General features: G+C 67.1%; 16 protein-coding genes. 6 read left to right on the plus strand and 10 right to left on the minus strand.

All coding sequences use genetic code 11. From position 1 onward, the window contains the following. Positions 1-63 precede the first annotated feature (63 nt). The 3 genes from ACSQ9E_RS10555 to lexA all read right to left on the minus strand — a co-directional run bounded on the left by ACSQ9E_RS10555 (position 64) and on the right by lexA (position 2,549). On the minus strand, positions 64-1,071 hold the full coding sequence (locus tag ACSQ9E_RS10555; RefSeq protein ID WP_057267756.1) for a D-2-hydroxyacid dehydrogenase family protein: 1,008 nt from the start codon (positions 1,069-1,071) through the stop codon (positions 64-66). A 213-nt stretch (positions 1,072-1,284) separates the two neighbouring features. Beyond that, positions 1,285-1,686 (minus strand): hypothetical protein, encoded by a 402-nt coding sequence (locus ACSQ9E_RS10560; protein WP_436217707.1) that lies wholly within the window; start codon positions 1,684-1,686, stop codon positions 1,285-1,287. 188 nt (positions 1,687-1,874) lie between these two features. Next, on the minus strand, positions 1,875-2,549 hold the full coding sequence (gene lexA / locus ACSQ9E_RS10565) for a transcriptional repressor LexA (protein ID WP_057203161.1): 675 nt from the start codon (positions 2,547-2,549) through the stop codon (positions 1,875-1,877). Positions 2,550-2,632: 83 nt separating this feature from the next. Here lexA and ACSQ9E_RS10570 point away from each other — a divergent pair, with 83 nt between their 5' ends. From ACSQ9E_RS10570 to ACSQ9E_RS10585, 4 genes are all read left to right on the plus strand, one after another. Next, positions 2,633-3,586 (plus strand): asparaginase, encoded by a 954-nt coding sequence (locus tag ACSQ9E_RS10570; RefSeq protein ID WP_436217708.1) that lies wholly within the window; start codon positions 2,633-2,635, stop codon positions 3,584-3,586. Between the two features lie 22 nt (positions 3,587-3,608). Then, positions 3,609-4,028: a hypothetical protein gene (locus ACSQ9E_RS10575; RefSeq protein WP_057267750.1), complete on the plus strand. Its 420-nt coding sequence runs from the start codon at positions 3,609-3,611 to the stop codon at positions 4,026-4,028. Positions 4,029-4,048: 20 nt separating this feature from the next. Then, positions 4,049-4,528 (plus strand): DUF6152 family protein, encoded by a 480-nt coding sequence (locus ACSQ9E_RS10580; RefSeq protein WP_057267748.1) that lies wholly within the window; start codon positions 4,049-4,051, stop codon positions 4,526-4,528. A gap of 135 nt (positions 4,529-4,663) precedes the next feature. After that, positions 4,664-5,161, plus strand: coding sequence for a DUF3617 domain-containing protein (locus ACSQ9E_RS10585; protein ID WP_057267746.1), 498 nt, complete (start codon positions 4,664-4,666; stop codon positions 5,159-5,161). Positions 5,162-5,265: 104 nt separating this feature from the next. Here the strand turns inward: ACSQ9E_RS10585 and adk are convergent, their stop codons facing one another. From adk to ACSQ9E_RS10615, 6 genes are all read right to left on the minus strand, one after another. Continuing rightward, positions 5,266-5,922, minus strand: coding sequence for an adenylate kinase (gene adk / locus ACSQ9E_RS10590; protein WP_436217709.1), 657 nt, complete (start codon positions 5,920-5,922; stop codon positions 5,266-5,268). 323 nt (positions 5,923-6,245) lie between these two features. After that, a complete protein-coding gene (gene kdsB / locus ACSQ9E_RS10595) occupies positions 6,246-7,037 on the minus strand; it encodes a 3-deoxy-manno-octulosonate cytidylyltransferase (RefSeq protein WP_436217710.1) in 792 nt (263 codons plus the stop codon). After that, positions 7,034-7,216, minus strand: coding sequence for a Trm112 family protein (locus ACSQ9E_RS10600; RefSeq protein WP_057203154.1), 183 nt, complete (start codon positions 7,214-7,216; stop codon positions 7,034-7,036). Before ACSQ9E_RS10600 ends, kdsB begins: the two co-directional genes overlap by 4 nt. A gap of 33 nt (positions 7,217-7,249) precedes the next feature. Further along, positions 7,250-8,308, minus strand: coding sequence for a tetraacyldisaccharide 4'-kinase (gene lpxK, locus ACSQ9E_RS10605; RefSeq protein ID WP_436217711.1), 1,059 nt, complete (start codon positions 8,306-8,308; stop codon positions 7,250-7,252). 5 nt (positions 8,309-8,313) lie between these two features. Then, positions 8,314-8,754 (minus strand): ExbD/TolR family protein, encoded by a 441-nt coding sequence (locus ACSQ9E_RS10610; RefSeq protein ID WP_057203152.1) that lies wholly within the window; start codon positions 8,752-8,754, stop codon positions 8,314-8,316. A 10-nt stretch (positions 8,755-8,764) separates the two neighbouring features. After that, on the minus strand, positions 8,765-9,406 hold the full coding sequence (locus ACSQ9E_RS10615) for a MotA/TolQ/ExbB proton channel family protein (RefSeq protein ID WP_057267740.1): 642 nt from the start codon (positions 9,404-9,406) through the stop codon (positions 8,765-8,767). Positions 9,407-9,759: 353 nt separating this feature from the next. Here ACSQ9E_RS10615 and xseA point away from each other — a divergent pair, with 353 nt between their 5' ends. Further along, positions 9,760-11,073 (plus strand): exodeoxyribonuclease VII large subunit, encoded by a 1,314-nt coding sequence (gene xseA, locus ACSQ9E_RS10620; protein ID WP_436217712.1) that lies wholly within the window; start codon positions 9,760-9,762, stop codon positions 11,071-11,073. Between the two features lie 159 nt (positions 11,074-11,232). Further along, the gene (locus ACSQ9E_RS10625; RefSeq protein WP_436217713.1) at positions 11,233-11,814 is read left to right on the plus strand and encodes a superoxide dismutase; all 582 of its coding nucleotides are present in this window, start codon (positions 11,233-11,235) and stop codon (positions 11,812-11,814) included. 83 nt (positions 11,815-11,897) lie between these two features. Here the strand turns inward: ACSQ9E_RS10625 and ACSQ9E_RS10630 are convergent, their stop codons facing one another. Beyond that, positions 11,898-12,323 (minus strand): DUF192 domain-containing protein, encoded by a 426-nt coding sequence (locus tag ACSQ9E_RS10630; protein ID WP_436180143.1) that lies wholly within the window; start codon positions 12,321-12,323, stop codon positions 11,898-11,900. Between the last annotated feature and the right edge of the window lie 52 nt (positions 12,324-12,375).

Genomic DNA, 12,375 nt, shown 5'->3' on the forward strand with positions numbered 1-12,375 from the left:
CCCTCGGGAAGCCTTTTTCGTTCATGCCGCCGACGCTGCGTGCGTTGCCGACAGGAGGGTGCGTCAGCGGCGCACCTGCAGCGAACCCGGGTTCACGATGTTGGTGGGCGTGCCCTTGATGAAGTTGATCACGTTGTCGAAGGCTGCACCAAAGTAGAGCTCGTAGCTGTCCTGCTCCACGTAGCCGATGTGCGGGGTGCAGATGCAGTTCTCAAGGCGCAGCAAGGCGTGGCCCTGCAGGATGGGCTCGCTCTCGAACACGTCCACTGCGGCCATGCCGGGGCGGCCCCGATTGAGCGCGGCGATCAGGGCATCGGACTCCACCAGCTCGGCACGCGAGGTGTTCACAAACAGCGAGGTGGGCTTCATGCACGACAGGTCCTCGAGCGAGATGATGCCGCGCGTTTCGTCGTTCAGGCGCAGGTGCACCGAGATCACGTCGCACTGCGAGAAGAATTCTTCGCGCGTGGTGGCGGCCTGGTAGCCATCGGTCAGGGCCTGGGCGCGCGATGCCTCGCGGCCCCAGACGCGCACGTTCATGCCGAAGGCCCGGCCATAGCCGGCCACGAGCTGGCCGATGCGGCCATAGCCCCATATGCCCAGCGTCTTGCCGCGCAGCACCGTGCCCAGCCCGAAGTTGGGCGGCATGGACGCTGTCTTGAGGCCCGACTGCTGCCAGGCGCCGTGCTTGAGGTTGGAGATGTACTGCGGCAACCGGCGCGTGGCCGCCATCACCAGGGCCCAGGTCAGCTCCGCAGGCGCCACCGGCGAGCCCACGCCCTCGGCCACGGCAATGCCGCGCTCGGTGCAGGCCGCCACGTCGATGTGGTTGCCGATCTTGCCTGTCTGGGCGATGAGCTTGAGGCGCGGCAGCTTTTCGACCAGTTGGCGGGTGATCTGGGTGCGCTCGCGCACCAGCACGATGATGTCGGCATCCTTGAGCCGGATCGACAATTGCCCCAGACCCTTGACGGTGTTGGTATAGACCTTGGCGGTGTAGGCGTCGAGCCGGGTGGCGCAATGGAGCTTGCGCACTGCATCCTGGTAGTCGTCAAGAATCACGATGTTCATCCCGACATTGTGCCTTGGAGCGCTGTAGTCTTTTCGCCCCAAGGCCCATCGGGCGCACGGCATTTGCAACGCTGCGTGAATGCCGGGCACCCTGGGGCGCCGATTTGCGCGGAGCGGGAGCACCGCCCCGCACCTGCACTGCGGGCCATGGGTCCCCGTGGCCTGGCAAGGCCGGTGTTGGCCTTGCCCGCCATGCCCAGAGAATGGCGCTCTTCAGTGCTGCAGTGCCTCGCGGGCGGCCATGCGGTCCAGCTCCGCGCAGACATCGGCCATGCGGCCCGAGATCACGAGGCGCCCGGCATCGGCGCCGGAGGCGGCTGTCCTCAGCACCCTCACCACGCGGCGTGCCTGGGCGTGGTTGCACACGGCCTCCGTGCCCTGGGCCGGGTTGGGCACGCGGCTTCCCGCTGCCGCCAGTGGCGTCTCGTCGCGCGGCATGCGGGCTGCAGCCGCAGCCGGCCATGCTGGTGCCGGGGTGGCTGGCAGAGGTGCCTTGCAGGTGCGTGGCCGTGCCTCAGTGGTGTCGTGCCCGCCATACGCGGCAGGCTGCAGCCAGCGCGTCAGCGCATGCAGCGGTTGCGAGAAGGCCGAGAAGGTCAAAGAAGCAATTCCCATGTGAAGACTCCGAAGGTCGGTGGTGAACACAGGCAGGATTGCGAGGGATGTGCATGGGCCCAGGGCTAACCCGCAGTGGCACGGAAACTCCGCACCCCGCAAGCCAAACGCCCGCCACCTGGGCCCATGCACGCCGGGTCCTTTGCGGCATCCCTGCCTTGCGCAGGGGGTGCCGTGGACCCGTGGCGCTACATGAGCATGGTGTTGCGGATCAGGCCGACCGCCAGGCCTTCGATCTCGAAGGGCTCGCCGGGCTGCACGGTGATCACCGGGTAGTCGGGGTTCTCGGGCAGCAGCTCGATGCCGGTGGCCGTGCGGCGCAGGCGTTTGACGGTGACGTCATCCCCCAGGCGGGCCACGATGATCTGGCCATTGCGCGCCTCGCGCGTGGACTGTACGGCCAGCAGGTCGCCATCCATGATGCCGGCGTCGCGCATGGACATGCCGCGCACCTTGAGCAGGTAATCGGGCTTGTGCTGGAAAAGGCTGTTTTCCACGCTGTAGGTCTGATCGACATGCTCCTGCGCGAGAATGGGCGAGCCCGCCGCGACCCGGCCGATCAGCGGCAGCATCAGCTGCGACAGGCCGGGAATGGGCAGGCTGAACTGGGTGCCGCGCGCTGCGTTGATGGAGCGCACGGTTTCGCCGCGCAGGCGGATGCCGCGCGACGTGCCGCTGACCAGTTCGATCACGCCCTTACGGGCCAGGGCCTGCAGGTGCTCTTCGGCAGCGTTGGCGGACTTGAAGCCCAGCTCGGTCGCGATCTCGGCGCGGGTAGGGGGGGCGCCGGTGCGCGCAATGGCGGTCTGGATCAGGTCCAGAATCTGTTGCTGGCGGGCCGTGAGCTTGGGGTTGTCGAGCATGGTGGTTTCCAGTGTGTGCCGGTAAAGTGGCAAATGACTGTTTTTTAATCCAGTAGCTGTATTTTTCACCAGTTTTTCGGAGTATGCAAGTGAGTGCGCAAAAAATTGTGGTTCTGGGTACGGGCGGCACCATTGCCGGCACCGCTGCGCAGGCGGGGGACAACATCGGATACACGGCCGCACAGGTGGGGGTGGGCGAGCTGCTGGCGGCGGTTCCCGGGCTTGAAGCGGTGGCTGGCGGGCCCCTGGTGGTCGAGCAGGTGGCCCAGATCGACAGCAAGGACATGGAGATGGGCGTGTGGCGTGCCCTGGCGCTGCGCTGCGCCGAGTGCATGCGGGATCCGGCCGTGCGCGGTGTCGTCATCACCCATGGCACCGACACCATCGAAGAGACGGCCTGGTTCCTGCATTCGGTGCTCCATGCCTCGAAGCCCGTGGTGCTGACCTGCGCCATGCGCCCATCGACCGCGCTGGTGCCCGATGGCCCGCAGAACCTGCTCGACGCCGTGGCCGTGGCCGCCACCGCCGGTGCGCAGGGCGTGGTGGTGGTGGCTGCCGGCACCATCCATGGCGCGCAGCGCGTGCAGAAGGTGCACCCCTACCGGGTGGACCCGTTCAGCTCCGGTGATGCCGGGCCCTTGGGGTGGGTGGAGGAGGGCGCGGCCCGCTTGGTGCAGGCTTGGCCCCAGGCGACTGGCGGCACGGCTGCCACCGCCATTGCCGCCTTGCCGGCCGACTCCCCCTGGCCCTGGGTGGAAATGGTCGTGAGCCATGCAGGGGCCAGTGGCCGCGCGGTGGATGCCTTGGTGCGTGAGGGCGTGCAGGGGCTGGTGGTGGCCTGCACAGGCAATGGCACCATCCACCATACCCTGGGGGACGCGCTGGCGCGTGCGCAGGCGGTGGGTGTGCGTGTGGTGCGTTCCACGCGCTGCGCCGAAGGGCGGTTGCTGCCCACGGCCGGCGATGCCTTAGCGGCCGCGCCCGGCCTGTCGCCCGTCAAGGCCCGCATCACGTTGATGCTCGAGTTGTTGCACTGATCACCACGCCAGGAAGCCCTTTATGTTCACCGCACTCCGCTCCCATGTTTGGGCCTACCCCGCGCTGGAGGTGGTGCACATCGTGGGCATCGCGCTGCTGCTGGGCAACCTGGTGCTGCTGGAGCTGCGGGTCTTTGGCCTGGGGGCCGCGTTGCCGCCCCGGGACCTGGCGCGCCTGAGCCTCTCGCTGGCGCTGTGCGGCTTTGGCATGGCGGCCCTGTCGGGCCTGGTGATGTTTGCCACGCAGCCGCAGGAGCTGCTCGCCAACCGGGCCTTCACCCTGAAGATGCTGTTGTTGATGCTTGCCGGCTGCAACGCGGCGTGGTTTCATGGGCGTGGTTCGCTCGCACGGCTCGATGGCCTGGCGCGGGCGCAGATGCTGCTGTCCACCTTCATCTGGCTGGCCATCGTCGCCTGTGGCCGGTGGATAGCGTACCTCTGACATTCGAAAGGAGAATTTTCATGCCTTTGCAGCGTCGCCAGGTTCTCGCCGTGGCCAGTGTTCTTCCCCTTGTTCCCCTGGCGGCCCATGCGCACCACGGCTGGAGCAGCTTCGACGCGGACCGCCCGATCTATCTCGAAGGCACCGTGCGCAAGGTGCGCTGGCAGAACCCGCATGCCGAGCTGGAGCTGGAGCTGCCCGCCAACCTGGCACTGCCGCCCAACCTGGCGCAGCGCGCCTTGCCCGCGCAGACGGCGCCGGTCGATGGCAAGGCCCTGCTGGCCCGTGCCGTGCTGCCCACGCGCAAGGACCGCAAGTGGGAGATCGAGCTGGCCCCGCTGACCCGCATGCAGGCCTGGCAGGTGGCCGAGATCAAGCCGGGCACAGCGATCTCGGTACTGGGCTTCACGCTGCGCGAGGAAAAGGGCGATGCGGTGCTGCGGGCCGAGTACCTCTTCGTGGATGGCAAGGTCTACGGGCTGCGCTCGAGCCCGGCCTGATCTCTGATGGCCCGACGGGTGGGCGCCGGGATCGTCGAATAGTGCACGTTTCGTTTCCTTGATGTGCTTCGCTGCGTGCAGCGCTGGGTTTACCGCCACTATCATCCGGCACATTACTTTGCAGGAGTCGTCGTCATGCGCTTTGTATCCCTTTCTCTCGTAGCCGCTGCCGTGGCGCTGGCAGCCCTGCCTGCGCAATCCCTGGAGCTGCCCAAGCGCAAGCCGGGGCTGTGGGAGATGAAGTCCACCTCCGGTGAGGGTGCGCCCCCCATGGTCATGCAGCAGTGCACCGATGAGGCCTTCGAAACACAGATGCAGAAGATGGCCCTGGAGACGTCCAAGACCATGTGCAGCAAGAATGACATGAAGCGTGAGGGAAACACCATCACCGGCAGCGCGGAGTGCAAGATGGGTTCGATCAGTGTCACCTCCAAGAGCGTGGCCACGGGCGATTTCACCAGCGCCTACAAGGTCGTGGTCAATAGTACCTTCAATCCGCCGATGATGGGCAAGTCCAGCGACACCTCGGTGATCGAGGCGCGCTGGGTGGGAGCCTGCGCGCCAGGCCAGAAGCCCGGCATGCCAACCATGCCGAACATGCCCGTGCCTGCCACGCCGGCCCCCAAGAAGTAAGCATGGCGGGTGCGAAGCACCCGTGAGAAAACGACAAAGCCGGGCATGCCCGGCTTTGTCGTTGGTGCCGCTGAAAAATCAGCAGGTCATTAGGTCACAGCGGGTCAGTTGGAAAGTGCCGTGAAGGCGCGCTGCGTGATGTCGTCCACGCTGCCCATGCCGCTGATGGCGTGGTACTTGGGGGCGGCGGTGGGGTCGGCCTTGGCCCACTGGCTGTAGTAGTCCACCAGGGGGCGGGTCTGGTCGCTGTAGACCTGCAGGCGCTTCTTGACGGTCTCTTCCTTGTCGTCGTCGCGCTGGATCAGGTCTTCACCGGTCACGTCGTCCTTGCCTTCCACCTTGGGTGGGTTGAACTTGACGTGGTAGGTGCGGCCGCTGGCGGGGTGCGAGCGGCGGCCGCTCATGCGTTCGACGATGGCCTCGAAGGGCACATCGATCTCCAGCACGTGGTCGAGCTTGACGCCCGCAGCCTTCATGGCATCGGCCTGGGGGATGGTGCGGGGGAAGCCGTCGAACAGGAAGCCCTTGGCGCAGTCGGGCTGGGCAATGCGTTCCTTGACGAGGTTGATGATCAGGTCGTCGCTGACCAGGGCGCCCGACTTCATGATGGCATCAGCCTGCAGGCCCAGCGGAGTGCCTGCCTTGACGGCTGCGCGCAGCATGTCTCCGGTGGAGATCTGCGGAATGCCGTACTTCTGGCAGATGAACGTGGCTTGCGTGCCCTTTCCGGCGCCAGGCGCGCCCAACAGAATCAGTCTCATGAAGGTCCTCGAAGGTTAGAAATCGGCTGGCAATGCTGGCTGGGGCTGCACCGCGCGCGGGCGCTCGATCACGGCCATGGCAGCAAAAAAAGACCGCAGTGCTCCACGGATGGGGCTGGGCCTGCGGGGGTGTGCTGCTACGTCAGTGCTCGCGCAGGCGCTTGTGGGGCCCGGGATGCAATGCTCTCGTTGCGGTCGAGGATAGCATGTGACCGCCTTGCACTGGCTTACACGCGTGATATGACATGCGTATAAATGCGTAGGATGGCCCGTTTGCGCACCAGCATGGGGCATTTGCCGGCCCCTGCGGGGCATCCGCCGGCCTACGCCAACAGTGCGCGCACGCGCTCCAGGTCTTGCGGCGTGTCCACGCCGGGGCCGGGCGCGGTATCGGTGACGTGCACGGCAATGCGGTGGCCATGCCACAGCGCGCGCAGCTGCTCCAGCGCTTCCATCACCTCGGTGGGGGCCTGCGTCAGCCTGGGAAAGGCGCGCAGAAAACCCGCGCGGTAGCTGTAGATGCCGATGTGGCGCAACGGGGCAAAGCCGGCGGGCACGGCGCCCGTGGCGTTGTCCCACCACGCAGTGCCCGCATGGTCGCGCGCGAGCGGGATGGGCGCGCGGCTGAAGTAGTGCGCCAGGCCGCGTGCATCGAGCACGACCTTCACCACATTCGGGTTCTCGTAGTCAGCCAGGGTGGCGATGGCGTGGGCCGCCGTGCCCATGCTGGCCTCGGGCCGCGCCGGCAGCAGGGCCGCCACGGCATCGATGAGGCCGGGGTCCATCAGCGGCTCGTCGCCCTGCACATTGACCACGATGTCGTCGCCAGACAGACCCAATTGCTCGCAGGCCTCGGCCAGGCGGTCGCTGCCGCTGGCGTGGTTGGTGCGGGTCAGGATGGCAGGTACGCCATGCGCCTGGCAGGCCTGCAGCACACGGGCGTCATCGGCGGCCACCACCACGCGGGCGGCGCCACTCAGCGCGGCGCGCTGCGCCACGCGCACCACCATGGGCAGGCCGGCGATGTCGGCCAGGGGCTTGTCCGGCAGGCGGCTCGAGGCCATGCGCGCCGGAATCACGACGGTGAAGGCTTCGGATGCGGCCACCGCGCTCATGCCTCGATTTCTTCGTCGGTCAGCGTGCGCGCCTCGTTTTCGAGCAGCACCGGGATGCCGTCGCGCACCGGGTACGCCAGGCGCGCGCTGCGCGAGACGAGTTCCTGGTGCTCGCGGTCAAAGGTCAGCGGACCCTTGGTGACGGGGCAGACCAGCAGTTCAAGCAGTTTGGGGTCCATGGCGGCAGCTTTCCAGCAAACGTTCGTTCAATCCTAGGGGGCGGGCAGGGGCGATGATAGCGAGGGTGGCGGTACCAATGTGGCCAACCGGGCGTCCAGTGCCGCGAAAAAGGCCGGGTCCAGGCCCACCTCCAATGGCACCGCCAGGGCGTCGGGGAGCAGTGGCCAGAGCTTCACGGCATCCTTGGCCGTGCACAGCAGGGGCAACTGGCCGCCCTGCGTTGCGCCAGCCCCATCGGTCCAGCCGGTGAAGTCGTGGTGGTCTGGCAGGGCGCTGGTGCGCGCCAGGGTCAGCCCCCGGGCCCGCAGCATGCCAAAGAAGTCCTCGGGCCGGGCGATTGCCGCCAGGGCATGCACGGGCTGGCCGCGCAGCGACTGCAGGGGCAGGCTGCTGCCGTCGGCGCGCACGGCATGGTCGGCCAGGCCGCGCCGCAATGCAAACGCGGCTGCCGTGCCGGCAGGGGCTGCCGTGGTATCGGGGTGCAGCACCCAGTCCACCGCACGCGGCCAGGGCTCGCGCAGCGGCCCGGCAGGCAGCAGAAAGCCGTTGCCCACGCCCTGGTCGTTGAAGACGCAGACCTCCAGGTCGCGCTGTAGCGCCAGGTGCTGCAGGCCGTCGTCGCAGACGATCACCTCGGTACCTGGGTAGCGCGCCAGCAGCGCGCGCGCTGCGGTTGTGCGCTGGCGGTCCACGAAGACCGGCACCCCGCAACTGCGGGCGATCAGGGCGGGCTCATCGCCGACCTCGTGGGCCGGGCTGTCGGCCAGCACCTCGCGGCAATCGGTGGTGCTGCGGCCATAGCCGCGCGAGATGACGCCAGGCTTGAGCCCCCGGGCCTTGAGGTGCTGCACCAAGGCCATGACTACCGGGGTCTTGCCGGCGCCGCCGGCAATCACGTTGCCCACCACGATGGTCGGGCGCCCAGGGTGTTCAGAGCGCAGTGTGCCGTGGCGGTAAAGGGCCCGGCGAAGCCGCACCAGGAGGCTGTAAGGCAGGGAGACGGGCCACAGAGCCCAGGCCGCAAGGCCCCGGGATTGCCAGGCCTGCACCAGGCCGGCAGACGAGGGCGGCTGCGGCCCCGCGGCAGCCATGTCCGCTAGCGGCCGCTGCCTGCGCTCGCGCCAGCCGATGACTGGGTGGCAAACGTGATCTGCGTCAGGCCCACGCGGCGCGCGGCCTCCATCACCGTCACCACGGCCTGGTGGGGCGACATCGCATCGGCGCTGATGATGACCACGCTGTCCTTGCCGATGGCGGCAGACGCCTCGCGCAGTGCGCGGGCCACGGCGTCGACGCTCTTGCCTTCCACGCCAGTCTTGTTGACCGCATAGCGGCCATCCGCCGCCACCGCGACCACCACTTCCTTGGGGTGGTCGCGTTGCTGATCGGCATCGGCCACGGGCAGGGTCAGCTGCAACTCGGTGAACTTGCTGTAGGTGGTGGTCAGCATCAAAAAGATGAGGATCACCAGCAGCACGTCGATGAACGGGATCAGGTTGATCTCGGGCTCTTCCTTGGCGCGGGGGCGGAAGTTCATGGCCGCCCCGTCACTTCTTGTGGCGCAGGATGTGGCGCACGAACTGTTCCGAGGCCAGTTCCAGGGTCAGCAGGTAGGCATCGACGCGGCTACGGAAGTAGCGCCAGAAGATCAGCGCCGGGATGGCCACGATCAGGCCGAAGGCCGTGTTGTAGAGGGCGATCGAGATGCCGTGCGCCAGCCGGGCAGGGTTGCCCCCGCCCATGGCCTGCCCCACGCCGCCGCTGCCGGTCTGCGAGCCGAAGATCTCGATCATGCCGATGACCGTGCCCAGCAGGCCGAGCAAGGGGGCCGCCGAAGCAATGGTGGCCAGGGCGCTGAGGTATTTTTCGAGCCGGTGGGCGACGGAGCGGCCCGTGCCCTCCATGGCGGCACGCAGATCGGCCTCGCTGCACTGGGGGTTGCTGTTGAGCGTGCGCAGGCCACTGGCCAGCACCTCGCCCAAAGCAGAGTTCTGCGCCAGCTGGTTCACCACGTCGGGTGTGGGCAGGCTTTTCGACGAAACGGTGATGGCTTCGTCGAGCAGCTTGGGCGGCGCGACACGGGCCGTCTTGAGGGCCACGAAACGTTCGATAACCAGGGCCATACCGAGGATGGAACACACGATCAGCGGCCAGATGGGCCAGCCTGCGGCTTGTATGATGGACAGCAAATCTCTCTCCGCGCAGATGAGGGGCAATCGGCGATTATGGCCCAGCTTGCTGGCCACTTTTCGTCACAAACCGTTACCTTGGCGGATGCCCCGGGTGACCGCAGCGTCACCCACAAAATCTGTGGATAACTTTGTGGGCAACCGGGTCGCTCAGGCCCGCAAAGTGGCTTGGCGCCGTGCTTGCAACAGATTGATGAAAAATTGCGCAGTGAAAAATACATATAAATCAATGACTTGCACGTGCTCTCGTGATTTGCCGTGGGCAAGTGGTTATCCGGCACCTGTTGCCGCTGCATCGCCGCTTCTGTGGAAGACTCGGCCTGCCAATGGGGCGCCAATGGCCGCCGTTGCTCATGTTTGAGCGTGGAAGCCCCACAGTGGCGCCCCGCGTGTGGGAAGTTGGCGCGCTGTGCCGCGCCATTGCTGATGCGCTGGAGGCGCGCTTCAATCCTGTCGCGGTGCGCGGCGAGATCACGGGCTTCTCGCGCGCATCCAGCGGGCATTGCTACTTCTCGGTAAAAGACGCCCAGGGCCAGTTGCGTTGTGCCATGTTCCGCCGCGCCGCCAGCCTGCTTGACTTTTCGCCGCGCGATGGCGAATTGGTGGAAGTGCGCGGCAAGCTCGGGGTGTACGAAGCCCGGGGCGACCTGCAGTTCATTGTGGAAAGCATGCAGCGCGCCGGCCAGGGCGCGCTGTTCGAGCAGTTCCTGCGCCTGAAGGCCCAGCTGGAGGCCGAAGGCCTGTTCGACGGCGCCCGCAAGCGGCCACTGCCCGTGCAGCCGAGTGGCATTGGCCTGGTCACGTCGCTCGGCGCAGCCGCACTGCACGATGTGGTCACGGCGCTGCGCCGCCGGGTGCCGCACATCCCCGTGGTGCTGGCACCCGCCCAGGTGCAGGGCGCAGCCGCGCCGCAGTCCATCATTTCCGCGCTCAACCGGCTGTACCGGCTGGCGGAGCAGGGGCCTTCGGCCAGCCAGCCGGCCATCGACACCATCCTGCTGGTGCGCGGCGGCGGCTCCATCGAGGACCTGTGGGCCTTCAACGACGAGCACCTGGCCCGCACCATCGTGCAAAGCCCGGTGCCGCTGGTCAGCGGCGTGGGGCACGAGACCGACTTCACCATCGCCGACTTCTGCGCCGACCTGCGCGCACCTACGCCCACGGCGGCGGCCGAGCTGGTGGCGCAGCCGCGCGAGGTGTGGCTGGGTGCCCTGGAACTGATCGAAGGCCGCATTGCCGACGGACTGCAGCGCCAACTCGATGCCCGCCACCAACGCCTGGACCAGGCCGCCGCCCGCCTGGGCCGCCCCTCGGGCCTGGTGGCACGCGAGCAGATGCAGATGGCGCGCATGGCCCAGCGCATGCGCCACACCGTGCTGCTGCGCCTGCAGCGCATGGAGCAGGCGCAGCAGGCCGCCGCTGCGGCACTGCCCTTGCAGGTGCAGCGCCGCATCGACGGCCTGCGCGACCGGGTCGACCGCGCCGCGCTGCGCCTGGAGCTGCTCGACCCGCGCCTGGTGCTGCAGCGCGGGTATGCGCTGCTGGCCGATGCGGACGGCCACGCAGTCACCAGCGTGCGCCAGGTGCATCCTGGCGATGCCTTGCGCGCCACGCTGGCCGACGGTATCGTGGACGTCACCGCCGCATCGCAGCCTCGTTTGCTGTAGGACAATCGCGGCATTGTCATGGACTTGCACGAATCGTTGCACCCTTCGCTGCACAGGTCACATGTTCTTCCTACAATGCCCGTTCACCCACAGGCACGCCGCGTGGAACTCATGGCGCAGCGGGCCCACCACAATTCAAACCACCACGAGGAAAACACCATGGAACATACCCTTCCCCCGCTGCCCTACGCCATCGACGCCCTGGCCCCGAACTACAGCCAGGAAACGCTGGAGTACCACCACGGCAAGCACCACAATGCCTACGTGGTGAACCTCAACAACCTGCAAAAGGGCACGGAATTCGAGACGATGACCCTTGAGGAGATCATCAAGAAGGCCAGCGGCGGCATCTACAACAACGCCGCCCAGATCTGGAACCACACCTTCTTCTGGAGCTGCATGGCCCCCGCCGGCGGCGGCGAGCCATCGGGCGCGCTGGCTGCGGCCATCACCGCCAAGTGGGGCAGCTACGCCGCCTTCAAGGAAGCCTTCGTCAAGAGCGCCGTGGGCAACTTCGGTTCGGGCTGGACCTGGCTGGTGAAGAAGGCCGACGGCAGCGTCGACATCGTGAACACCGGCGCCGCCGGCACGCCCCTGACCACCGCCGACAAGGCCCTGCTCACGGTGGACGTGTGGGAACACGCGTACTACATCGACTACCGCAACATGCGTCCCAAGTTCGTCGAAACCTTCCTGGACAAGCTGGTCAACTGGAAGTTCGCTGAAGCCAACTTCGCCTGATTGCCGGCTACCGGCCTGCCTGCCCTTGCCGGGTGGGCACAAAAAAACGGCCTTCTGGCCGTTTTTTTATGGGCGCAGCAGGTTCACTTGCGCGAGAAGGGCGCGCCACCGAGCTTGAAGCCCGCCTTGATGCCCTTTTTGGCAAACCAGCCCTGGTTCATCTCCAGCACGAAGCGCACGGGCTTCTTGGAGCAGTGCGAATCCAGCGTCTGGGGCTTCATGTCCTCCAGATTGACGATGGTGCCGTCGTCCGCGACGAAGGCGGCCGTCAGCGGCAGCAGCGTGTTCTTCATCCAGAAGCACTGCTCGCTGGGCTGCTCGAAGACGAACAGCATGCCCTCGTGCTGGGGCATCTCGGGGCGGTTCATCAGGCCGATCTGGCGCTCCTGCGGCGCCAGTGCCACCTGGGCGTCGATGCGGTGCATGCCGGCGGAGAGTTCCACGCGCTGCAGGTTCAGCTGCGGGCCTTCCTGGGCCTGGGCGGTGGCAGCCAGACCAGCGAGCGACATGGCCAGTACGCCAGCGACCAGCAGGCGAAGGGGGGCAAGGGCTCGGGCGGCG

Source organism: Acidovorax sp. LjRoot118 (assembly GCF_964253575.1).
Taxonomy (GTDB): Bacteria; Pseudomonadota; Gammaproteobacteria; order Burkholderiales; family Burkholderiaceae_C; genus Acidovorax.

Bases quoted from the DNA above. Each gene is read 5' to 3' on its own strand.
- ACSQ9E_RS10555 (WP_057267756.1), bottom strand. From the start codon at position 1,071: ATGAACATCGTGATTCTTGACGACTACCAGGATGCAGTGCGCAAGCTC.
- ACSQ9E_RS10560 (WP_436217707.1), bottom strand. From the start codon at position 1,686: ATGGGAATTGCTTCTTTGACCTTCTCGGCCTTCTCGCAACCGCTGCAT.
- lexA (WP_057203161.1), bottom strand. From the start codon at position 2,549: ATGCTCGACAACCCCAAGCTCACGGCCCGCCAGCAACAGATTCTGGAC.
- ACSQ9E_RS10570 (WP_436217708.1), top strand. From the start codon at position 2,633: ATGCAAGTGAGTGCGCAAAAAATTGTGGTTCTGGGTACGGGCGGCACC.
- ACSQ9E_RS10575 (WP_057267750.1), top strand. From the start codon at position 3,609: ATGTTCACCGCACTCCGCTCCCATGTTTGGGCCTACCCCGCGCTGGAG.
- ACSQ9E_RS10580 (WP_057267748.1), top strand. From the start codon at position 4,049: ATGCCTTTGCAGCGTCGCCAGGTTCTCGCCGTGGCCAGTGTTCTTCCC.
- ACSQ9E_RS10585 (WP_057267746.1), top strand. From the start codon at position 4,664: ATGCGCTTTGTATCCCTTTCTCTCGTAGCCGCTGCCGTGGCGCTGGCA.
- adk (WP_436217709.1), bottom strand. From the start codon at position 5,922: ATGAGACTGATTCTGTTGGGCGCGCCTGGCGCCGGAAAGGGCACGCAA.
- kdsB (WP_436217710.1), bottom strand. From the start codon at position 7,037: ATGAGCGCGGTGGCCGCATCCGAAGCCTTCACCGTCGTGATTCCGGCG.
- ACSQ9E_RS10600 (WP_057203154.1), bottom strand. From the start codon at position 7,216: ATGGACCCCAAACTGCTTGAACTGCTGGTCTGCCCCGTCACCAAGGGT.
- lpxK (WP_436217711.1), bottom strand. From the start codon at position 8,308: ATGGCTGCCGCGGGGCCGCAGCCGCCCTCGTCTGCCGGCCTGGTGCAG.
- ACSQ9E_RS10610 (WP_057203152.1), bottom strand. From the start codon at position 8,754: ATGAACTTCCGCCCCCGCGCCAAGGAAGAGCCCGAGATCAACCTGATC.
- xseA (WP_436217712.1), top strand. From the start codon at position 9,760: ATGTTTGAGCGTGGAAGCCCCACAGTGGCGCCCCGCGTGTGGGAAGTT.
- ACSQ9E_RS10625 (WP_436217713.1), top strand. From the start codon at position 11,233: ATGGAACATACCCTTCCCCCGCTGCCCTACGCCATCGACGCCCTGGCC.
- ACSQ9E_RS10630 (WP_436180143.1), bottom strand. From the start codon at position 12,323: ATGTCGCTCGCTGGTCTGGCTGCCACCGCCCAGGCCCAGGAAGGCCCG.